We start from the raw sequence: 22335 nt of genomic DNA, 5'->3' as shown, positions 1-22335 counted from the left end.
TCAAGCTTCATTAAAATGATTGAATAAAATGGAGTGTGACGTGAAACCAGTTCGTCTGGCGATACTCGGTCTTGGTACTGTTGGTGGTGGAGCCCTTAAATTACTACAAGAAAATGCTGCTGAAATTAAACGCCGTACTGGTCGAGAAATTCAAATTACACACGTAGGCACCCGCCGTCCACGTCCAGATTTACAACTCGCAGGGATTCAGCAAAGCGCTGATCTGATGGAAATTGTGCGTCAGCCTGATGTTGATGTCGTTGTGGAAGTCATGGGTGGGATTCATCCTGCTTATGAACTGATTATGGAAGCCATTAAACATGGCAAGCAAGTCGTCACAGCAAACAAAGCCTTACTTGCTGAACATGGCAATGAACTGTTTAAAGCTGCTGAGGATAACGCGGTACAAATCGCTTATGAAGCAGCCGTTGCTGGCGGTATTCCGATTATTAAAGTGATCCGTGAAGGTCTTGCTGCCAACCATATCCAATGGCTCGCAGGGATTATCAACGGTACAGGTAACTTTATCCTCACCGAAATGCGCGAAAAAGGTCGTGCATTTGCAGATGTCTTGGCAGAAGCGCAACAACTTGGTTATGCTGAAGCTGACCCAACTTTCGATGTTGAAGGAATTGATGCAGCACACAAGCTTACGATTTTGGCCTCTTGTGCTTTTGGTATCCCATTACAATTTAACAAGGTGTATACCGAAGGGATCAGCAAAATCACCGCGCAAGATGTGAAATATGCTGAAGAACTTGGTTTCCGTATCAAGCATTTAGGTATTGCTCGTCGCGCAGCCAATGGTATTGAACTTCGTGTACATCCAACCTTGATCCCTGCTGAACAGTTGATAGCCAATGTAAACGGCGTTAAAAATGCAGTGTTGGTGCAAGCACATGCCGTCGGTCCAACGCTTTATTACGGTGCCGGCGCTGGTGCGAGTCCAACGGCTTCTGCTGTCGTAGCTGATGTGATTGATATTGTTCGTGACATCTCGTATACCGAAGATGGTGCGGGGACTATTCCGCAATTGGCATTTGAAGCCCTAGCCGACATGCCGATTTTAAGCCGTGAAGAAATGACGACTGGATACTATATCCGTCTAAATGCCGAAGATCAGACAGGCGTACTGGCTGATGTCACCGCGATTTTAAGCCGTACAGGTATTAGTATTGATGCCATCATGCAACAATCTCGTCTAAAAGATTTGATTCCAATCGTGATCTTAACTGATCCAATTGTTGAATCAAAAATGGATGAAGCGCTTGCACAAATTCAAGCATTACCTGCAATTCATGGCGAAATCGTCAGAATTCGTTTAGAATCGCTCGATAGTTAATCAGGTTTTTAAATCCCCCTAAATCCCCCTTTTCAAAGGGGGGACTTGCACATCGTCAAGTCCCTTTTGAAAACAAAGATTTAAAATATCTATATATTGGAACACCATCATGTCGAATGCCAATCGTTATACTGGTCTTGTAGATCGTTATCGTGACCGTTTACCTGTATCTGCAACTACGCGTGCAATTTCTTTAGGTGAAGGTAATACACCGCTCATTAAACTCGAGAATATTCCACGTATTATTGGTAAAAACGTTGAAATCTACGTGAAATACGAAGGTCTGAATCCAACAGGTTCATTTAAAGACCGTGGTATGACGATGGCGGTGACCAAAGCCGTTGAGGAAGGTTCTAAAGCGATCATCTGTGCATCTACAGGGAATACCTCAGCAGCCGCAGCAGCTTATGCAGCGCGTGCAGGCATCAAAGCATTTGTCTTGATTCCAGAAGGCAAGATTGCGATGGGTAAAATGGCTCAGGCGATGATGTACGGTGCGATTACCATGCAAATCCGCGGTAACTTTGATGATGGTATGCGTCTGGTCAAAGAAGTTGCGGATCAAGCACCTGTTACTATTGTAAACTCAATTAACCCTTATCGTTTGCAAGGTCAAAAAACCATTGCTTATGAAATCGTAGAAGCTTTGGGTCGTGCACCAGACTATCACTGCTTGCCAGTGGGCAATGCGGGTAATATCACTGCACACTGGATGGGTTATACCGAAGCGGTTGCAAATCAACCTGCTGATCAGTTTGAACAAGTGATTTATGATGCAGCTACAGATCAGTTTACTGGGCCAAAACCAGAAGGCTTACCAACGATGGTCGGTTATCAGGCTGCTGGCGCTGCACCATTCTTACGTGGCGCACCAGTAGAAAATCCAGAGACGGTTGCGACGGCGATTCGTATTGGTAACCCACAAAGTTGGAACCATGCTAAAGCAGTAGTACGTGATTCTAAAGGTTGGTTCGATGAACTAACGGATGCTGAAATCCTAGAAGCACAACGCTTACTTTCAATGTATGAAGGTGTCTTTGTAGAACCTGCATCAGCAGCATCGATCGGTGGTGCAATCCGTGATCTTAAAGCAGGTAAAATCGCTGAAGGTTCTGTGATTGTCTGTACGGTGACAGGTAATGGCTTAAAAGATCCTGATACCGCGATCAAGCAATGCGCTGATGCTGTGATGTTGTCGATTGATGCTACGATGGATCAAGTGAAAGATTCGATTCTTTCTAATATGTAACCATCGCGTCTCATGACATAAAAAAACCAGTTGCATGCAACTGGTTTTTTATTTGTTCAATAATGATTAAACACGTTTTGGCAAAGTATTTAACCAAGTCAATAAATTGGTTGCATCACTATTTCGTGCTTGCGTACTTGGCGCACCCAATAACACCACAACCGCTGGACGTGAATTCACAGTAGTGTGCATAACCACACAGCGTCCTGCTTCATTAATATATCCAGTTTTAGACAAATTAATATTCCAACCACCATTACGTACTAAAGCATTGGTATTATTTGACTTCAGTACACGATAACCTAAATTAAAATCATAGGTCGGTGTGGTTGAAAACTGACGAATCAAGCCATACTGTGATGCTGTACTGACCAGAATGCCTAAGTCACGTGCAGATGAAACATTGCCCGGATGTAAACCTGTGGACTCGACATAATGTGTCGCTGTCATTCCCAATTGTTTTGCTTTGCTGTTCATCGCCGCATAGAAGGCATTACGCCCACCTGGATAAGTTCGCGCTAAAGCAGCAGCAGCAGGATTTTCTGATTTCATCAAAGCGAATAGTAGTAATTCTGCTCGATTCATACTATCGCCTGCGCGTAGTGTGGAACTCGAGTTCTTCCCGCCTGCGCCAGCAAAATCAATGCTCTGTAAGGTGATTTCTTCAGACATGTTCAATCGAGCATCAGCAGTAACCACGGCTGTCATGACTTTGGTGATTGACGCGATTGGCAAAGCTGAGTTGGTATTTTTGCTATACAGCACTTCACCCGTTTGCGCATCCATCACCAATGCAGCGCGTGCATTGACTGAAGGCTGGCTGATTGAACCAGAAGTATCGCGTATCTGAACGCTTTGTTGTGGCGTTGCTGACGAGCTAATCGTAGCAGAGCCACCACTACGCAAGGTCGTCGTTACAGACGTAGAGCCTTGTGGACCAATATCCAATGACTCATCATCATTCATCAATTGATTGACATCACTGGCCGACCAGCTCAATGAAGCTGAACCATTGTCAATCGAAGACGCTGAATTGTTATTGACAACTAACTCAGCAAAACTTGTTGAGCTGCAAGCCAACAAGATAGACATGCCTAAAACATGCATGACGGATTTTTTAGGATTTTTCACGACACAATACTCAACTCAGGATGCTGCACATTTGCGCTTACTATCATTATGCCTTACATTTGAGCATATTGGGTAAAGCTTTTATAGACACAATTGTGTACAACTATTCTCTTAAAATGAAGAATAGCATTGCTAATTTTGTCATTTCATTGCAAGCTAATTTTGCTTTATGTAACAAAAAACCAATTTTTTAATAAAAGGAGGTCTTCTTGATCACTGTTCTCGTTGTTGATGATCATGAACTCGTACGTACTGGTATTTGTCGTATGTTAGAAGACCACCCAGAAGTTGAGGTCATTGGACAGGCCGAATCTGGAGAAGACGCGATCGCTATTGTTCGCCAAAAACACCCTCAGGTTGTGCTTCTGGATGTAAACATGCCGGGGATTGGTGGTGTAGAAACCACACGACGCTTGTTACAAAGTGCTCCGGATACCAAAGTTATCGCCGTAAGTGGTCTAGCAGAAGAACCTTATCCTTCCCTTTTACTCAAAGCAGGCGCCAAAGGATATATCACCAAAGGTGCACCGATTGCAGAAATGGTTCGTGCGATTAACAAAGTGATGCTGGGTGGTAAATATTTCAGTGCTGACATCGCTGAGCAACTGGCCAGTTCTTATCTTTCTGATACGCAGCAATCCCCTTTTGATGCGCTGTCTGAACGTGAAATGCAAGTGGCGATGATGGTGGTCAACTGTATTAGCGCCCAAGAAATCGCTGACAAGTTATTTGTCAGTGTGAAGACCGTAAATACCTATCGTTATCGTATTTTTGAAAAACTGGCAATTGATAGTGATGTCAAACTCACCCATCTTGCGATTCGTTATGGACTGATTAAACCTTAAAACCCTTGTGAATCGCCTATGTTGGGAAAAATTGCATCCTCAGTGTCACAAACCATTTACCAACTAGGCGCTTGGTATAGCGGATATCGTCTGATTATTTCCGTCAGCTTATTGCTCATTTACCTATTGACCGCCGAGCAACTGGCCAACAATTACATTTACCCGTCTTTATATTTCTATACGCTGATTGCTTATGTCACGCTCAATATCGGTCAGCTTTTATTTCTAAGATTGGTTCCATCACAAATCAGTAAGCAACTGATCTTGATCTTCATCATTGATGTGGTCTGCTTAAGTATTATCACCTTTTCAACGGGTGGACCCAATCTGCAACTCAGCTTGCTCTACGTCATTATTATTTTTTCATCTGCAATCTTACTCGATGCCCGACTTTCCCTGATTATTACGCTTTTTGCTGTCATCATGGTGATTTACCAGCGTTTCATTGGTAACTTTCTTGATTACAACAACTTAAATCATTTAGGCAATAGTCTGCTGTTGGCCTTTTTATTTTTCGTGGTGTTTGCGATTGGGCGTATTGCAGTACAACGGTTTAATATTTTAGAAGCATTGACCTTTCATCAATCGATTGAAATTCATCAACTTCAAAATATTAACCGTTATATTCTGGAACAAATTGAAGACGGCTATTTGGTACTCGATGAAAGCAATCATATCGTATTGACCAATCCCGCTGCCAACGCCTTATTGGGCATTCACGTGCCTGTCTCGACTGAAAAAACGCCCCTCATTAAGTGGCAACCCGATCTTTTTGAACTGATTAAATTTAGTGATTTAGAAGATGGCGAAGAATTTACATTTGAGTCGCAACAGAGTCTATATACCGTCAATGTTCGGGTGAAACATTTAATCGTTCCTGAACAAGCACTGGTGTTGCTGGTATTAAAAGATGCGCAGAAGCTCACGCAACAAGTACAACAATTAAAATTAGCTGCGCTAGGACAACTCTCGGCCAGCATCGCCCATGAGATTCGCAACCCTTTGGCTGCGATCGTGCAAGCCAATGAGTTATTTAAAGCCAGCGATGAGCATCAACAAGAAATGCTGTCTCGTATGATTAGCAAACAAGCCAAACGAATTGACTGCATTGTGCAAGACACTTTAGCAATGGCACGTAACAAGCCAACAGAGCCTCAAACGATTGAGCTGACCACATTCTTTGAAAGTCTATGCAATGAGGACTTAGCTGACGTCAAGCACATGATTCAGCTCAATATTCCTGAAGATGTCAAAGTTCTATTTGATGACAAACAATTACGCCAAGTGCTGATTAATTTAATTCGAAATGCATTGCGCCATAATGCCTCAGATGCCCCTTATATTGAGATCGAAGTTCAGCGCAATGAGGGGCGAACACGCATTGATGTCATTGATTTTGGTACGGGTGTTGCGAAACGTGACCTTTCTCAACTGTTTAAACCATTTTTTAGTACCGAAATTAATGGAACTGGTTTAGGATTGTATCTGTCTCATACATTTTGTGAGGCAAATCATGCAAAGCTCACTTATGTAGAGCGACAACAAGGAGCATGCTTCAGGATTGAGTGCTCAATAATTAATTGATTAAATTAGGTTTTTCGGGGAATGACAACTAAACAACCACTCGTCTTGCTTGTAGACGATGAAGAGGACTTGTGTCTCTTAATGCAAATGACACTTGCACGAATGGGCATCAAGACACATCTCGCTTATCGGATTGAGCAAGCAAAAAAGTTTTTCACTGAGTTTCAGTATGATGCTTGTCTAACAGATTTGAACCTCCCAGATGGCAACGGTTTAGATTTAGTCAAACACGTCACTCAGAACCATCCCAACACACCCATCGCTGTACTTACAGCTTATGGCAATATGGACATTGCGATTGCAGCACTAAAAGCAGGTGCATTTGATTTTGTCAGTAAACCAGTCAATCAAAAGCATTTGGATCAATTGATTCAAAAAGCCTTGAATCGACCGCAACCTGAGCAAGAGGCAGCCGAAACAGCGTTAGAAAATAAACTGTTAATCGGGCGCTCGCCGCCAATTCAACAGTTACGGATCGCTTTAAAGAAAATTGCGCGTTCTCAAGCGCCTGTGTTTATTACAGGTGAATCAGGAACAGGCAAAGAGGTGGTTGCAAATCTGGTCCATCGTTTAAGCAATCGTAGTGAAGGGCCATTTATCGCCATTAACTGTGGTGCGATTCCAACTGAATTGATGGAAAGTGAGTTATTTGGGCATAAAAAAGGCAGCTTTACGGGCGCGACACAAGACAAACAAGGCTTAATTCTTTCTGCGCACGGCGGTAGTTTATTTTTAGATGAAATTGCTGAATTGCCGTTGAATATGCAAGTTAAATTACTGCGTGCAGTACAGGAAAAGAGAATTCGCCCTGTCGGTTCGGATCAGGAAATTGATGTTGATTTCCGAGTGATTAGTGCCAGCCATCAAGACCTTGAACTACTGGTGCAACAAGGTCGATTTAGACAAGATTTATTTTTCCGTATTCATGTGATGGATATCGTACTTCCACCCTTACGTGAACGCGGACAAGATATCCTGTTATTGGCCAATCACTTCATCCAGAGAATTAGTCAGGAATGGGATTTATCACCTAAATCCTTATCGACTCGTGCCGAGCAGTTCTTGCTACAGCAATACTTCCCTGGCAATGTCCGTGAATTGCGTAATATCATCGAACGCGCAATGACACTCAGCGATGACAACAGCATTGACCTCGCACACTTACAGACCGCACCTTTGCGCAGTCCGATCTCGATGCCGACAGCATCACTCTATACTCAAGAAGATGTTGAACAAGCACAATATTCAACCAGTCCAAGCACTAGTTCCAAAAAGCTTCCACCTGAAGGCTTAGAACGTTATTTAGAAAATATTGAGAAAGAAGTCCTGCTCAACGCACTAAACTTAACCCATTGGAATCGGACCTTAGCCGCTAAGAAATTAGGGATGACCTTCCGCTCTTTACGCTACCGTTTAAAAAGTTCGGCTTAGATACTGAAGAGGATGAATAATTCTTAAAAAATGAAGCCCCTGCTAAATCAGGGGCTTCATTGCATTAAGGTTTACTTTTCAGCACTAATTCGCTGATATGCTCTAAATAATAATCTTCTTTCATTTCAGGCTGCAACGCATAGCTTTGATTCGGCTGAATGCCTTGTCCTTCGATCATCTGATCTTTCGGGGTGTAATAATGCGATACTGTCATTTGTAGCGCAGCACCACTTGGTAACGGAAACAGTTTTTGTACGACACCTTTGCCGTAACTATTTTCTCCGACCACCCAAGCACGTTTATGATCTTTTAATGCGGCGGTAAATACTTCGGCTGCCGATGCCGAACGTCGATTAATCAATATTCCCAATTTAAGCTTTTGAAACTCATTCGATGGTAACGCCTGAAATTGCTGATCACCTTCAGAACGGCTCTTGGTTGTGACGATCAGACCTTGATCCAAAAATAAATCTGCCGATTCAACTGCGGCTGAAAGTAGACCACCCGGATTATTGCGCAGATCTAACACCACAGCTTTTAATTTTTGTGAACCAAATTCCTCGATGAGTCGCTTAATTTCATTGGCTGTATCTTGTTGAAACACTCTAATTTTAAGGACTAAGACTTGATTGTGTAATAAAACGGGTTCTATATCTGTTTCTACTTTCTTATTTCTGACCAAGATCAGTGTACTTATATTGCTTTCTGGCAAAATTTGTATGGTACTGCCAATCGAACCATACAATAACCCTTGGACTTGATCTTGATTTAAGTTTTTTAACTCTTGATGATCAATTTTAACAATCGCCTGACCATTACGCAGACCCAGTTTATTCGAATCAGAGCCTGTTTTTAGACCTTGAATCTGCCACAATTTGGTATGCGCATCATAATTTAAATTAAAATCGACCGAAGCCAGATCACCTTCGGTATATTGAATCAGTTGACGGTATTCTTCAGCAGATAAATAGCGAGAATAATTATCTAGGCCACTCACCAAACCTTTAATCGATTGCTGAAATAAAGCATCATCTGATTTTTTATCAACATAGTTATCTCGAACAATGCCATAAATCTGTACAAACTGTTGAATCGACTCAATCGGCACTTCAGCACTAGGTGATGTACTATCATCGCCCCATCCAGAAGGAGGGGCAGCATGAAGTGTAACACCCCAACACATCAACAAACTTGCCCATAGTGCTCGATAAATGTTGTTGTGTTGAGTCATACGTTCACCTTCTAAAGCATCGCGCTGTATAAAGCGCGATTAAGGGGGAGATTACTGTAAAGTAATTAAGTTCTTACCTTGCATTTCTGGAGGTACAGGAATCTGCATCAAATGCAGTAAAGTTGGCGCAACGTCAGCCAAGATACCACCTTCAGCAATGGTTGCTTGGGTAGGACCGACATAGATAAATGGAACTGACTCAGTGGTATGCTGGGTATGCACCTGTCCACTGACATAGTCTTGCATTTGCTCTACATTACCATGGTCAGCAGTAATTAACATATGCCCTTTGTTTGCCATCACAGCATCATAAACCCGACCTAAACAAGTATCCACGGTTTCTACGGCTTTGATCGCAGCGTCAAATATCCCCGTATGTCCAACCATATCACCATTGGCATAGTTCACCACCAACAGATCAAACTCACCAGAGTTTATTGCATTGACCAACTCATCCGTGACTTCATAGGCACTCATTTCTGGTTTTAAATCATAGGTTGCAACGTTTGGAGATGGAATCAAAATACGCTTTTCACCTACATACTCATCCTCACGGCCACCGCTGAAGAAAAAGGTCACATGTGCATATTTTTCAGTTTCAGCAATCCGTAATTGAGTTTTGCCTAAACTCGACAGATATTCCCCAATTGAGTTTTTCAATCCTTCAGGCATATACGCAATCGGGGCATCGATACTGGCTTGGTAACGTGTCAGCATGACAAATTTTGACAATTGAGGAATAACTTTACGTGTAAAACCCGCAAAATCTTTTTCAACAAAAGCACGGGTAATTTCACGCGCACGATCAGCTCGGAAATTCATAAAGACCAGACTATCGCCATCTTGTACTTTTACAACATCACCAATACGTGTTGCTTTAACGAATTCATCATTTTCATTTTCAGCATACGCTTGTTCCAAACCTTCAACTGCGGTAGCTGCAACTCGAGTTGACTCACCTTCAGTCATTAAACGATAAGCTTGTTCAACACGATCCCAACGGTTATCACGATCCATCGCAAAATAACGGCCAATCATCGAAACAATACGACCTTGGTTTGGATATTGTGCAAATAAAGCATCTAATTTTTCTAATGATGGTTTGGCACTACGTGGTGGCGTATCACGACCATCTAAAAATGCATGTAAATAAACCGTTGCGCCACGCTTCAAAGCGAGTTCACACATCGCAACAATATGGTCTTCATGCGAATGCACACCACCTTCAGACAGCAACCCCATCACATGCACTGCACCATTGGCAGCTTTGGCTTTTTCAACGGCATCAATCAGGACTTCATGCTCAAAAAAATCACCCGTACGGATATCTTTGGTAATACGGGTAAAATCTTGGTACAACACACGTCCTGCGCCAAGATTCATATGTCCAACTTCTGAGTTGCCCATTTGACCATCAGGTAGACCAACATCTTCACCTGAACCAGAAATCAAACTGTTCGGATGCTTGGCTTTCATCGCTGTAAGGTTTGGCGTTTTAGCGGCTAAATACGCATTATCTTCGACTGCTTCACGATGTCCTACACCATCCATAATTACAAGAACGTGAGGAATTTTACCAGCATTTGCATCCGTCATAATGGGCTCTCTGTGTGTCTATCATTTGATCGGCATAGTTTACCGAAATTTAAGCAAATTCTCTATGACCTTGCTGCTGGCTTTCACCCATATGCAGCATAGAAATCATAGCTCGATTCAAGCAACGCCTATCTGGCTCGATACAATAAATAACTACCGATGCTAAACATCAACACCACGGGTAATAATACAAACCAAGCTGGTGAAGGTGCATAGACTAAGCTCGCATACCCCATAAAGTCTTGTAGGTAGAAAAAGCCCAGTCCTGTAAATAAGGCTATTACCAAGCGGAAACCCATTGATTGCTGACGTAATGGACCAAAAATGAAGGAACAAGCGATCAACACTAATGCAATTAAAGCGAACGGCGAAGCAACTTTCTGCCAAAACGCTAATTCATAGGTTTTTGGCACTTGGCTGTATTCCTCCATATAGCCCATAAAACTAATCAGCTGACTCGGAGAGAGATCTTCTGGATCCAAAGTCACCATATGCACATATTTCGGTTGTAGCGCCAAAGCCAAAGCTTGTTGTGCGTGGTCAGTTTTGATGGCATTGCCTTGGGCTAATAAATCAACTTGATGTGCCTGTTCTAAAGTCCATTGCCCATCTTTGACAAAGTTGCCATGTTCAGCCGTTACAAAAGACTGTAAGCGATAGTTTTCATCAAAATCAATCGACTGAATATTACGAAGCTGCCCTTGTGCGTTGGCATAGTCGATATAAACGAAACGCTGCCCTTCACGCGACCAATAACCTTTGACTTCACCTAAAGCGGCAACACTGCGTTGCTTTTTGATGCTTTGCGCTTGTTCATTGGTATAAGGGATCACCCATTCACTCAAAACAAACGATAAGACGATCAACAATAGTGCCGAACGCATCACCCAGCCCACAATCCGCCAAAGACTGATCCCAGCAGAACGCATCACGATGAGTTCACTATTTGAAGCCAATGCCCCTAGCCCCAAAACCGACCCAATCAATGCAGCGACAGGTAAAATTTCATAGAGATAACGCGGCGCACCCCACATCACATAAAGGAAGGCTTGCCACGCATTATAACTGTCTTTCAGCGCGCCTAATTCACCGAGATAGGTAAATAACACCTGCAAGAAAGACAACACCAGCGTTGTACCAAGCATGGCGAGGACTGTGGTTTTTGTGACATGTTTGGCGATGATACGACGTGCTAACATTACAACCCCACTCGCTGAATACTTTTCTTGATTTTTGGTGCCAATTTTTGTTTCCGTGCAAAAATTGCCGCGACCATTGCATAAATCAGCAATACCACTGGATACGCCCAAACGTCTAACTCTGCTTTACTGATCCGAGTTTTAATCGCAATCATTAACACAATCAAACTAGCGAAAATAAAAATCGCAGGAATCAAACGATAATATCGTCCTTGACGTGGATTCACTTCAGATAATGCCACCGCAAGCAACAAGGCCACAAGCATGACAAATGGACCGAAAATACGCCACCCCAGCTCACTTCTGACCACAAAATCATCACGTTTTTGCCATAATTTTGCCATCGACAAGGCTTCAACATTTTCACTTTCAAAATTTACATCTTTATCATTTTCTAAGCGTAAACGATAAGATTGAAACTCAGCTTGGTTATATCGCGGCTGGTTTGGATAGATTTCATAACGTCGACCTTGCACCAAATCAACGACACTGGCGGTATCATTTTCCATTTCTACCCGAGTCGCTTCTTTAGCCAAAATCATTTGATCAGGTTTATCATCGCGATCAGACTTATAATAATAAAAAACATCTTTTAGCTTTTTCCGATCTTCTGACAGCGACCCCGCATAAATCGTATAAGATCCCGAGGAAATAAACTCTCTTGGCCTCACCAAATCAAAACCTGCGCGCACCGCTTGCGTCTGCATCAGATTTTGATAGCCACTGATGCCCGCGGATGCACCCCAACACATCAATATCGCTTGCACAATCAAAAATACAAAGCTCATCGGCAACAAGAGTCGTGTCAATTGATTCCGACTAACCCCACTGCCATTGAGTACCGCCATTTCATGATCGACATAGAGCCGACCAAAGACCAACATCAGACCAATAAAAAAGCCCAATGGCAAAATCAAAGTTAAGAATTCTGGCAAACGATAGGCAATAATGCTGAGTAGAACACCAGCATCCAAACGTCCTTGTGCAGCTCGTCCAAATATCTTGATGAGCTGACCACCCATAATAATTAAAGTAAGTAAGGCAGTCACAACCAGTGAAGTGGACACCACTTGTTTGACGAGGTAACGCCGAATAATCAAAGTAATGCTTCCAAAAATAGACCAATCGAGGGGTAATGCTAGTTTACCCGAATGTTAAAAATATAAAACCTATCGCGTGTTGCGGATTGCAACCTCATATCTGAAAGTGTTTAATGGGATTAACTTTATTTTTTGTCCATTAGGTTCTATACAAACAATGAAATTTACCCTTCATCGCGCATTCCCAGCGCAAACGCCAAGTGAATCTTTGTGGATTTTGGTTGATTCTGAGCAATTACAACAACAGCTAAACAGCTATAAAATCAATCAACTAGAAGAGATACTTACTGCTACACAATTCAAAGCTGGCTTTAACGAAAACTTGCCGTTAATTGCTCAAGTTACTGCTCAAAATAACACTCAATTGTTAGGTCTTGGAGAAACAACTGAGTTAAAAGCGATAAAATTAGCAAAACTCGCACAAACGATTATCAAATCATCACAAAATAAATTTAAACAAATCACTGTAGATCTGTCAGCGCTACCTGCTGATTTACATCAGTTGTTCGCTTTAAATTTAACTCAAGCAGCTTATGCTTACGATGAATTCAAATCTAAGAAAAATGAATTTGTCTTAGACAGCATCCAGCTTGTAGCCGATCTAAGTCCATTAAATGATCAACAATTGAATTTGATTCATGCCGTTCAATCTGGACAAAACTATGCCCGTGACTTAGGCAACCGTCCGGGCAACATCTGTTTCCCTGAATATCTCGCTGATCAAGCACTGGCCCTCGCTGCACAATACCCTGATCTACTCACCGTGAATGTGCTAAACGAACAACAAATGGCAGACTTAGGCATGAATGCCTTTTTAGCCGTCAGCAAAGGTTCTGATCGTGAAGGACGAATCATTACCCTTGAATACAACACCCAACTCGAACAAGCACCTGTCGTTTTGGTCGGTAAAGGGGTGACTTTTGATACAGGTGGTATTTCACTAAAGCCGGGCTTAGGCATGGACGAAATGAAATTCGATATGTGCGGTGCGGCCTCCGTTTTGGGTACAATGCAGGCGCTTTGTGAAGCACGATTACCGATTCATGTGGTTGGTGCGATAGCAGCAGCTGAAAATATGCCTTCAGGTCGTGCGACACGTCCCGGTGATATTGTCACTAGCATGAGTGGTCAGACCATTGAAATCTTAAATACCGATGCAGAAGGTCGTCTGGTTCTTTGCGATACATTGACCTATATCAAACGTTTCAATCCTGCACTCGTGATTGATATCGCAACATTAACAGGTGCATGTGTGGTCGCACTGGGTAAAGTGGTCAGTGGTTTATTCACGCCAGATGACGAGCTTGCACAAGACTTACAACATGCAGGCGAACAGTCGCTTGACCGCGTATGGCGTATGCCTGTGATGGAAGAATATCAGGAATTACTCGACTCGCCTTTTGCCGACATCGCGAATATCGGTGGACCGTATGGTGGTGCAATTACTGCAGCGTGTTTCCTTGAGCGATTCACACGTGAATACCGTTGGGCGCACCTTGATGTTGCGGGAACAGCATGGCTATCAGGTGCAGCCAAGGGTGCAACCGGTCGTCCAGTGCCATTATTGATGCAGTTCTTAGCAAATCGTGTTGAAACGAATAGCTAAAAACATGACCCAAATCAGCTTTTACCTCTTTGAAAAAAGTGCAGAACGGCAAGTCGAAAGTGCTTGCCGTTTATGTCGAAAGATTCTAACTCAGCATCCGCATATTTGGTGGTATTGTCCTGATTTAGCGCTCCAAACTGAGCTAGATGAAAAACTATGGACTTTCGATCCGCTTAGCTTCATTCCTCACGGCATTCATCAACCGAATAATGCGGTCTGTATTTCAGAGCAATTACCGCCATCCAATGATTGGATCGTGTTTAATTTTAACAATCATGCACTTGAACTCAATCAAGATTTTCGCCACATTATCGAGATTATTGAAAATAATGAAACCGCGAAACAGATTGGGCGAGAAAAATTTAAACAGTATCGGCGTTTAGGTATTGAAGCCCGAACATTTAAATTATAAATCTGCATGCAATAACATCATTTGAGGAGTGTCTTGTGGCATTAAATGTTGGTCAGGACTTTAAGAAACGTTGGTTAAATACCCCTGAAACTGTCCGTCAGACTTATCAGGAAGATTTAGCACGTATCTGTGATCTACTGTTGCCACAAACCCTGATTCAAACTTGGACACAACATGAGGAGCACGCAGCACAACGTTCTCAGCAACGCATCGAAAAGGCCTATGCTGATCTCAAAGCAGAGTTGATCGAACAAGCCCGCATTCGTAAACAACAAGCACTAGAAAAGGCCCTCGCCGAAAAACGTGCTGCTGAAGCTGCGTATGCAGCACAGCTACAAGCAGATGAAGCACAGCAATTTGCTCAACAAACTGAAAATCTCGTGGCATTGCGCAATCATATTGATCAAGAAATTGCGCAACAAACTGAGCGCTATCAAAGTAACCCTGAACAACCGAGCATTGACTATGCTTCGGGACAACAGCTTGTCATTGAAGATCATCAAATTTTATCTGAACTCGAAAGCGTTCGGGTTCGACTTGAATTAGAATCAGAAAGTCTGATCGAACAAGCGGTGACGGTATTTCGAGCCAAACTACATTCGCTCGCTCAAGATGAAATTGAATATATACTGAAAAATAGTGAATTTTCTAACGAAAAATAAAGAGAAAAAAGCCCAGTCGATCTGGGCTTTTCCTTACTTAAAATCTTATTTCAAAAAACCATTTTCAGCTAAAAAAGACATACTGAGTTTAGATTCAGGTTTTTGCTCAGCAGCTTTATCACCCAACAATAAACGCTCGATATAACGCGCTAAGACGTCCACTTCCAAATTTACTTTAGTACCAACTTGCCAAGAACCGATATTGGTTCGTTCAGCTGTATGTGGAATCAAATTCAAACTGAGGATATTGCCACGTAGGTGATTAATGGTCAGACTAATGCCATCTACCGTCACCGAGCCTTTTTCTGCTAGATATTTGGCCAACTCAACTGGTGCCGTCACCTCAAAATACAATGAGCGCGCATCTTGACGAAAGACGGTAATTTCACCCAAGCCATCGACATGCCCACTGACGATATGCCCACCAAAACGTGTAGTGGGTAACATGGCTTTTTCCACATTGACTGCTTGCCCTACTTTCCATTGGCCTAGGGTGGTACGATTTAAGCTTTCACGGGAAACATCGGCTGCATACCAGTTCTCGCCCCACTCGATCACCGTCAAACAGATACCGTTAGTGGCTATAGAATCTCCTAAATGCACATCCGACATATCCAAATCAGTTTGAATTCGTAGACGAACATCACCACCTACACTTTGTAGACTTTCAACTTTGCCTAAACTTTCAATAATGCCTGTAAACATGTGACTTTTAACCTACCTTCATTCAAGTACGAGTCTCAGCGAATCAAGATACCTTAATGCAAAGAACTTGAGATAACAAGCGACGCTGACGCAAATGCCGCCAAATCAAAAAGGGCGATCATCTGATCACCCTGCTCTTATTTCAGTGCCTTCTTTTTATTACGCTTACATGTCCGAGATTTGCTTTTCAACCGTGCTTGGCACTTCGACTTGATCACTCACTAAAAAATGGCTAAAGAATAACTTATAGCCAAGTACACCCAAGCAAGCCCCAACAATCGGTGCAGTCATCGGAACAATAAAGTAAGCAATGTCACGACCGCCAGTAAAGGCAACAGGCCCCCAACCTGAGAAATAAGCAACGATTTTAGGGCCAAAGTCACGGGCAGGATTCATGGCAAAACCAGTTAAAGGACCAAAAGAAGCACCAATCACCGCAACCAATAAACCTACCAATAATGGCGCTAAAGCACCGCGCGGCAAGCCATTTTGATCATCACCTATTGCCATGATCAACCACAATAGCAACATGGTGATAAACATTTCGACCAAGAACGCTTGCCCCATTGAAAGTAAATGATGCGGATAAGTCGAGAAAATTCCCGCCAATTCTAAGCTTTCAACACTACCTCGGACCATGTTATGGCTTTGTTCATAATCGATAAATAAATTACTGTATAGGCCATAAACTAGTAACGCGCCAACCGCAGCCCCAGCAACTTGTGCAATGATATAGAAAGGCACTTTCCTTTTATCAAAGCCTGCAAATAATGCCAATGCGATAGTAACCGCTGGATTAAGATGTGCGCCAGAGATGCCTGCTGAAAGATAGACCGCCAAGGCAACCGCCAAACCCCAGACCACACTAATTTCCCACTGGCCAAACCCTGCACCTGTTAGCTTGAGTGCAGCAACCACACCGATACCAAATGATAAAAAAACCGCAGTAGCAAAAAACTCAGCGATACATTGTCCCAACAAAGTGGGTTCCGAGCGACTCATAACAACCTCTCTTGGCTATCGCTTCTCATCGATAAGACCCTAAATGAGCCCGGAAAATTATATTTATTTTGATATTAGGTCAATATTTTTTTAACCGAATAGTAAAATTTATTTAAGTTTTAAAAATGCAATGAAGTGGATTTAAGAGTAGAGGTTAATTTCTCATATACCCATGTATTTTATGGTTATTTTAAATAAAAATCGAAGTGAAGAAATTCTGTCGAAAATTCTGCTCAGTCAAAATACAACCAAAAAATAGAAGATAATGACCATAAAAACAGCCACTTATCTAAAAATACGATTTAATTGATTATATTTACCGATCAGAGCACATCTACATATAAAAACACCACTTTGTTTATAAAGTGGTGCTTGTTAGACCTTACCAAAGTGCAAGTTGAGTGCTGTTCCCTGAGGTATCCACACCACCCAATTCAGCAAAGTGATAGAGCTGACCCAGTAACTGTCGCAATGGCGGACCTGATTTTGCATGTGTATCGGTGATCACAATAAATTCAAGTACCCTTGCCCGTTCAGATTGTCGCTGCTTACTAACACGATAGCGAGGTACGTCTTGTGTCAGCAATGTGACTTTCCCGCGCTTTAAATTGGCGGTCAATAAATCTTTAGGCTCAATATTTCCATCAGTCGAATAGCTGGTCAAAATATAACGCGCATTGATGGTTTCCAATAACTTTTCATAGGCATTTTGAGCATGTTTAGACGAGTTATACGAGCTCGGACGTTCTTTACGCCATGCTCGATCAATACCGCTTTTAAAACCTTTGGTATCTGGTGAGGGTAAGTCGTTCTGATCCCACAAGGTCAGGGCATTTAAAACATGATAATTACTGCTATAGGCATGTTGGTTATACGGCGGATCAAGATACGCCACATCCACTTCAAAGCCACTCATTTGATTGGCTAAATGCTGTGCATCGACACACCACACTTCTGCGGCAGGTCGTTTACTCTCACCAATTTCACAAAAACGGCTTGGTGTTAACCACAATAACGACTCAATCCGTTCTAATGCCGTCTGTGTTTTGCCTCCCCAACCCTGATGGAAGCTTTTAAATACGCCACTGGTGTTACTAACAAAACTGGCTGAATACAGTAATGGTGCAAGTAAAGCACTCATTTCTACATCATTAATCGCACCTTGCGCTTGCCAAGTTGCGATTTGCTGACGAATCGCATCAATCTTCATCCCATTACGACGTTTAAAGAACAGTCGATCACGGGCAGGATCATAGATATCATCATTGCGAGGACATAAATTATGCGTTACCCAGCCTTTCACTTCAGGCAGTCGATTTAAAATATCAATCGCTTTTTGATAGCCACCTAATTCTTTAAATGCCGGCGCATCGGTACATGCTAAAATCGCGTGATTTAAGGCATGGCTATAAGGTTCCCAATCGTTGGCAATCACACGATAACCATTTTGGCGAGCCAAACGAGAAACCACACCACTGCCCGCAAAGAAATCAGCAAAAATTGGTGGATTCTTTTTCTTACTATTCAGTGTTCCCGTAATCTCAAGCGCTTCTAAAATCAGATGAAGGAGTCGGCGCTTATTACCCAGATAAGGTACGAGCTGATGAAAAAGATATTCGTCAGTGGTACGCGCCGCATGGCGACGTTTGTGATAAACCGATGCTTCAGGATTCATATCATCTCTTGGATAGGGAGCAATCTTAGGCGAATATCTTGCCCAAGTTGGGTTACATCGACCAATTCAAAACGAAGCTGCTCTGCCATTTCGCTCAATTTCGCATTGAACATTGATCGAGCAGACTGACCAAGTAAAGTTGGTGCAACATAACTAATCATTTCATCAACCAAACCTTGTTGTAAAAAGGCAGTCGATAAAGTCGCACCTGCCTCAACCAATACATCATAAATTTGATACTGTTGAGATAAGGTTTGCAATAACTGATTTAAAGGTTGCGGTGCCAATTGTAACACGCCTAAATCGGCAAGTTCTTGACGAAATGGGGTCATTACCATGACTGTTTCAGGATTCTGTAAGATCTTGGCGCTGAGAGGTAACTGTCCTTGTCGATCGAGCACTATTCGCTTCGGTTGAACCACCGTTGCAAGATCAACATCTGCTAATGCACGAACATTCAGTTCGCAATCATCTGCCAAAACCGTCTGAATCCCAGTAATCACTGCCCCTGAAATCGCACGCCAATGCTGTACATCCTGTCGTGCGGCTGTTCCTGTAATCCACTTCGACTCACCCGAAGCCATTGCAGTACGCCCATCAAGACTTGAAGCAATTTTCAAACGCACATAGGGTAAACCTGTTGACATTGCTTTTAGAAAACCCAAATTTAAAGTTTTCGCAACTTCGGCACAGACCCCTGTTTCAACTTCAATGCCTGCATTTTGTAAAATTTGAACACCCTTGCCTGCCACCAACGGATTTGGATCAGAGCATGCCACCACTACTTTTTTGACTTGTGCCTTGACCAATGCTTCTGCACAAGGTGGGGTTCTACCGTAGTGTGCACAAGGTTCTAAAGTCACATAAGCGGTTGCATCTTTGGCATGTTCACCCGCTTGCGCTAAGGCGAAAACCTCTGCATGTGGTTGTCCTGCTTTGGGATGATAGCCCTCTCCAATCAATTGACCATCTTTTACAATGACACAGCCCACATTTGGATTGGGCTTAGTTGAATATTGTCCAAGTCGAGCTAAATCAATTGCTCGTTGTATCCAATACTGATCCTGAAAAGCTTGATCTTGAAACGTTTGATCTTGGTTTAGCTCAGACATGATTTCTCTAATTTAGGCTTCATTTTCACGTTGTTGCATTTGCTCAATCTGATGACGAAATGCTTCTACATCTTGGAAATCTTGATAAACCGAGGCAAATCGAACATAAGCGACATGATCCAATGCAAATAATGCCTGCATCACGATTTCACCAATCATTCTTGATTTGACATCACGTTCGCCTAAACGACGAATCTGCAACTGAATATCACTGAGCACCGTTTCGATTTGCTCTTGCGTCACAGGACGTTTCTGCAAAGCATGCATGAGTGAGCGACGTAATTTCGCTTCATCAAACGGTTCACTTTTACCATCGGATTTAATCACGCGTGGCATCACCACTTCATAACTTTCAAAGGTGGTGAAGCGTTCACCACAAATCGTACATTCACGACGACGGCGAATTTGACAGCCTTCGGCAGCCAAACGGGAGTCGATGACTTTACTATCAGCAGCGTTACAAAATGGACAATGCATAGTTGTGCAATTATTTACTCACTTTGGCTAAGTGTAGCAAAGTTTCTTCATTTGCTGAACTAGCCATCACAACACAAAAAACAGCCTTGTGCAGGAGCACAAGGCTGTTCGTTTTATCGAATTATATTTTACATCCGATTATTCAACACGTTCGCCATGTTGACTTAGATCGAGACCCATACGTTCGTCATCATTGCTGACACGAATACCAATCGCTAGATCAATCACTTTCAGAATAATGAAGGTCATCACTGCACTATATGCGATCGTTGCGAGTACACCTTCAACTTGCACCCATAATTGCGCCATCATATTCGCAGGTGCAGCATCACCCATAATAAATTCACTCGCAAACACTGCTGTCAAGATCGCACCAACGATACCACCAACACCATGTAAACCGAATGCATCTAAAGAATCATCTGCTTTGAGTAAACGTTTAAGCGCCGTAATACCCCAGAAACATACCACACCACCGATGAGACCCATGATTAATGCGCCACCAACAGTCACAAAACCAGCCGCAGGCGTAATCACCACTAAACCAGCAACCGCACCTGATGCACCACCAAGAACAGATGCTTTACCACGGACAACTTTCTCAACCACTAACCAAGACAGTGCCGCTGCAGCTGCTGCAACTTGAGTAACCACGATTGCATAAGATGCAGAACCGTTGGCACCCAACGCAGAACCACCGTTGAAACCAAACCAACCCACCCAAAGTAAACTTGCACCAACCACAGTTAAAGCAAGGTTATGCGGCGCCATTGATTCGCGACCAAGGCCCATACGTTTGCCGAGCATATACGCTGCAACCAAACCTGCAACACCTGAGTTAATATGAACAACAGTACCACCAGCAAAATCTAACGCACCGTCATTACCTAACCAGCCGCCGCCCCATACCCAGTGAGTAATTGGTGCGTAAACGACAACAACCCAAATCGCAACAAAGGCAACAAAAGCACCAAATTTCATACGCTCTGCGATTGAACCACTAATAATCGCAACCGTAATAATCGCAAAGGTCATTTGGAATATGACAAATAGAATTTCAGGAATCGAGCCACTCAATGTATCGGTACCAATACCTGACAACATGATCTTATCAAGACTACCGATAAAGGCGTTCCCTTCGCCAAAAGCCAAACTATAGCCAATGACAACCCAAGCAATACTCACCACTGCCGCAGCAACAAAACTATGCGCCATGGTACTGAGTACGTTTTTCTTGCGGACCATACCGCCGTAGAATAAAGCCAAACCAGGAATCGTCATCAACAGAACCAGTGCTGTTGAAACAAGAATCCAAGCGGTATCACCCGTATCGAGTGTTGCTTCTGCTTCAGGTTCGACTTCCGCAACTGCTGGCAATTCTGCCGCAACAGCCGTTGATACTGTTTCAGTTACTGCTACAGTTTGTTCAGTCATTGGTGTAGAAGCAGCTTCTTCAGCCCAAACAACGGCTGAACCACCTAAGAGTGCGCCAGATAGACTAAGCGCCATAAGCATTTTTTTCATTCGTGTCCCCCAACCTCATTTTGTGAGCTGTGTCTCTTAATTTCTAACTCAGCAAACTTTATGCCAATTTAGACAGCATCTGGTCCAGTCTCACCAGTACGAATACGGATGACTTGTTCTAGATTAGTGACAAAGATTTTTCCATCACCGATTTTTCCTGTGCTTGCGACACGCGTAATAGATTCAATGACTGCATCTACCATTTCATCGCTAATCGCAATTTCAATTTTTACTTTCGGTAAGAAATCAACGACATACTCTGCACCACGGTACAGTTCAGTATGTCCCTTTTGACGCCCGAAACCTTTGACTTCAGTTACGGTAATCCCTTGAACACCAATATCAGAGAGTGCTTCACGAACATCATCTAATTTGAATGGTTTTACAATTGCAGTTACAAGCTTCATGTGTGTTTTCCTTCGGCTTATTTTCACCAGTAAGGTTTTATGTTC

The 22335-nt window shown here is 42.8% G+C and carries 19 protein-coding genes and 1 pseudogene; 8 read left to right on the top strand and 12 right to left on the bottom strand.

Annotated elements, in window-relative coordinates:
* Positions 1-40: 40 nt before the first annotated feature.
* The gene (locus tag F991_RS01165; RefSeq protein WP_004668219.1) at positions 41-1342 is read left to right on the top strand and encodes a homoserine dehydrogenase; all 1302 of its coding nucleotides are present in this window, start codon (positions 41-43) and stop codon (positions 1340-1342) included.
* 109 nt (positions 1343-1451) lie between these two features.
* Positions 1452-2591, top strand: a complete 1140-nt coding sequence (thrC, locus tag F991_RS01160) for a threonine synthase (protein WP_004668218.1) — start codon at positions 1452-1454, stop codon at positions 2589-2591.
* 66 nt (positions 2592-2657) lie between these two features.
* On the opposite strand, the gene pbpG is transcribed toward thrC, so the two are convergent.
* Complete coding sequence (gene pbpG, locus F991_RS01155; protein ID WP_004668215.1) at positions 2658-3722, bottom strand: D-alanyl-D-alanine endopeptidase PBP7/8; 1065 nt, start codon at positions 3720-3722, stop codon at positions 2658-2660.
* A 209-nt stretch (positions 3723-3931) separates the two neighbouring features.
* On the opposite strand from pbpG, the gene F991_RS01150 reads away from it, so the two are divergent.
* The 3 genes and pseudogenes from F991_RS01150 (at position 3932) to F991_RS01140 (ending at position 7602) form a co-directional block, all read left to right on the top strand.
* Positions 3932-4567, top strand: a complete 636-nt coding sequence (locus F991_RS01150) for a response regulator transcription factor GacA (RefSeq protein ID WP_004668213.1) — start codon at positions 3932-3934, stop codon at positions 4565-4567.
* 18 nt (positions 4568-4585) lie between these two features.
* On the top strand, positions 4586-6151 hold the full coding sequence (locus tag F991_RS01145; protein ID WP_004668211.1) for a sensor histidine kinase: 1566 nt from the start codon (positions 4586-4588) through the stop codon (positions 6149-6151).
* 21 nt (positions 6152-6172) lie between these two features.
* Positions 6173-7602, top strand: a pseudogene (locus F991_RS01140) (sigma-54-dependent transcriptional regulator).
* Positions 7603-7646: 44 nt separating this feature from the next.
* Here the strand turns inward: F991_RS01140 and F991_RS01135 are convergent.
* The 4 genes from F991_RS01135 to lptF all read right to left on the bottom strand — a co-directional run bounded on the left by F991_RS01135 (position 7647) and on the right by lptF (position 12708).
* Positions 7647-8813 carry a S41 family peptidase gene (locus F991_RS01135; protein ID WP_004668208.1) on the bottom strand — a complete coding sequence of 389 codons (1167 nt, stop codon included), beginning with the start codon at positions 8811-8813 and terminating at the stop codon, positions 7647-7649.
* Between the two features lie 51 nt (positions 8814-8864).
* Positions 8865-10409 carry a 2,3-bisphosphoglycerate-independent phosphoglycerate mutase gene (gene gpmI, locus F991_RS01130; RefSeq protein WP_004668206.1) on the bottom strand — a complete coding sequence of 515 codons (1545 nt, stop codon included), beginning with the start codon at positions 10407-10409 and terminating at the stop codon, positions 8865-8867.
* A 128-nt stretch (positions 10410-10537) separates the two neighbouring features.
* Positions 10538-11608, bottom strand: coding sequence for an LPS export ABC transporter permease LptG (gene lptG / locus F991_RS01125; RefSeq protein WP_004668205.1), 1071 nt, complete (start codon positions 11606-11608; stop codon positions 10538-10540).
* A complete protein-coding gene (lptF, locus tag F991_RS01120) occupies positions 11608-12708 on the bottom strand; it encodes an LPS export ABC transporter permease LptF (RefSeq protein WP_004668204.1) in 1101 nt (366 codons plus the stop codon). Before lptF ends, lptG begins: the two co-directional genes overlap by 1 nt.
* Positions 12709-12865: 157 nt before the next feature.
* Here lptF and F991_RS01115 point away from each other — a divergent pair, with 157 nt between their 5' ends.
* From F991_RS01115 to F991_RS01105, 3 genes are read left to right on the top strand one after another with little or no spacing between them, the layout of a single operon-like run.
* Entirely contained in the window at positions 12866-14314 is a 1449-nt protein-coding gene (locus tag F991_RS01115) for a leucyl aminopeptidase (RefSeq protein ID WP_004668203.1), read from the top strand.
* 4 nt (positions 14315-14318) lie between these two features.
* Entirely contained in the window at positions 14319-14726 is a 408-nt protein-coding gene (locus tag F991_RS01110) for a DNA polymerase III subunit chi (protein ID WP_004668201.1), read from the top strand.
* Positions 14727-14761: 35 nt separating this feature from the next.
* Positions 14762-15388, top strand: a complete 627-nt coding sequence (locus tag F991_RS01105) for a cell division protein BlhA (RefSeq protein ID WP_004668199.1) — start codon at positions 14762-14764, stop codon at positions 15386-15388.
* A 45-nt stretch (positions 15389-15433) separates the two neighbouring features.
* Here F991_RS01105 and F991_RS01100 read toward each other — a convergent pair whose 3' ends face one another.
* The 7 genes from F991_RS01100 to glnK form a co-directional block, all read right to left on the bottom strand.
* Positions 15434-16093 carry a riboflavin synthase gene (locus tag F991_RS01100; protein WP_004668198.1) on the bottom strand — a complete coding sequence of 220 codons (660 nt, stop codon included), beginning with the start codon at positions 16091-16093 and terminating at the stop codon, positions 15434-15436.
* Between the two features lie 165 nt (positions 16094-16258).
* Positions 16259-17095: an MIP/aquaporin family protein gene (locus F991_RS01095; protein ID WP_004668196.1), complete on the bottom strand. Its 837-nt coding sequence runs from the start codon at positions 17093-17095 to the stop codon at positions 16259-16261.
* A gap of 382 nt (positions 17096-17477) precedes the next feature.
* Complete coding sequence (locus tag F991_RS01090) at positions 17478-18770, bottom strand: DNA adenine methylase (RefSeq protein ID WP_004668195.1); 1293 nt, start codon at positions 18768-18770, stop codon at positions 17478-17480.
* The gene (gene ribD, locus F991_RS01085; protein ID WP_004668190.1) at positions 18767-19882 is read right to left on the bottom strand and encodes a bifunctional diaminohydroxyphosphoribosylaminopyrimidine deaminase/5-amino-6-(5-phosphoribosylamino)uracil reductase RibD; all 1116 of its coding nucleotides are present in this window, start codon (positions 19880-19882) and stop codon (positions 18767-18769) included. The genes F991_RS01090 and ribD overlap by 4 nt, the downstream gene beginning before the upstream one ends.
* A gap of 12 nt (positions 19883-19894) precedes the next feature.
* Positions 19895-20359 carry a transcriptional regulator NrdR gene (gene nrdR, locus F991_RS01080; RefSeq protein WP_004668188.1) on the bottom strand — a complete coding sequence of 155 codons (465 nt, stop codon included), beginning with the start codon at positions 20357-20359 and terminating at the stop codon, positions 19895-19897.
* Positions 20360-20497: 138 nt separating this feature from the next.
* Positions 20498-21883: an ammonium transporter gene (locus F991_RS01075; RefSeq protein ID WP_004668186.1), complete on the bottom strand. Its 1386-nt coding sequence runs from the start codon at positions 21881-21883 to the stop codon at positions 20498-20500.
* 68 nt (positions 21884-21951) lie between these two features.
* Entirely contained in the window at positions 21952-22290 is a 339-nt protein-coding gene (glnK, locus tag F991_RS01070) for a P-II family nitrogen regulator (protein ID WP_000780326.1), read from the bottom strand.
* Positions 22291-22335 lie beyond the last annotated feature (45 nt).

The sequence above is a fragment of the Acinetobacter sp. CIP-A165 genome, assembly GCF_000367985.1.
GTDB lineage: Bacteria > Pseudomonadota > Gammaproteobacteria > Pseudomonadales > Moraxellaceae > Acinetobacter.
The sequence above is the reverse complement of the archived record's forward strand: the minus strand, read 5'-3'. Positions and strand labels throughout refer to the sequence as shown.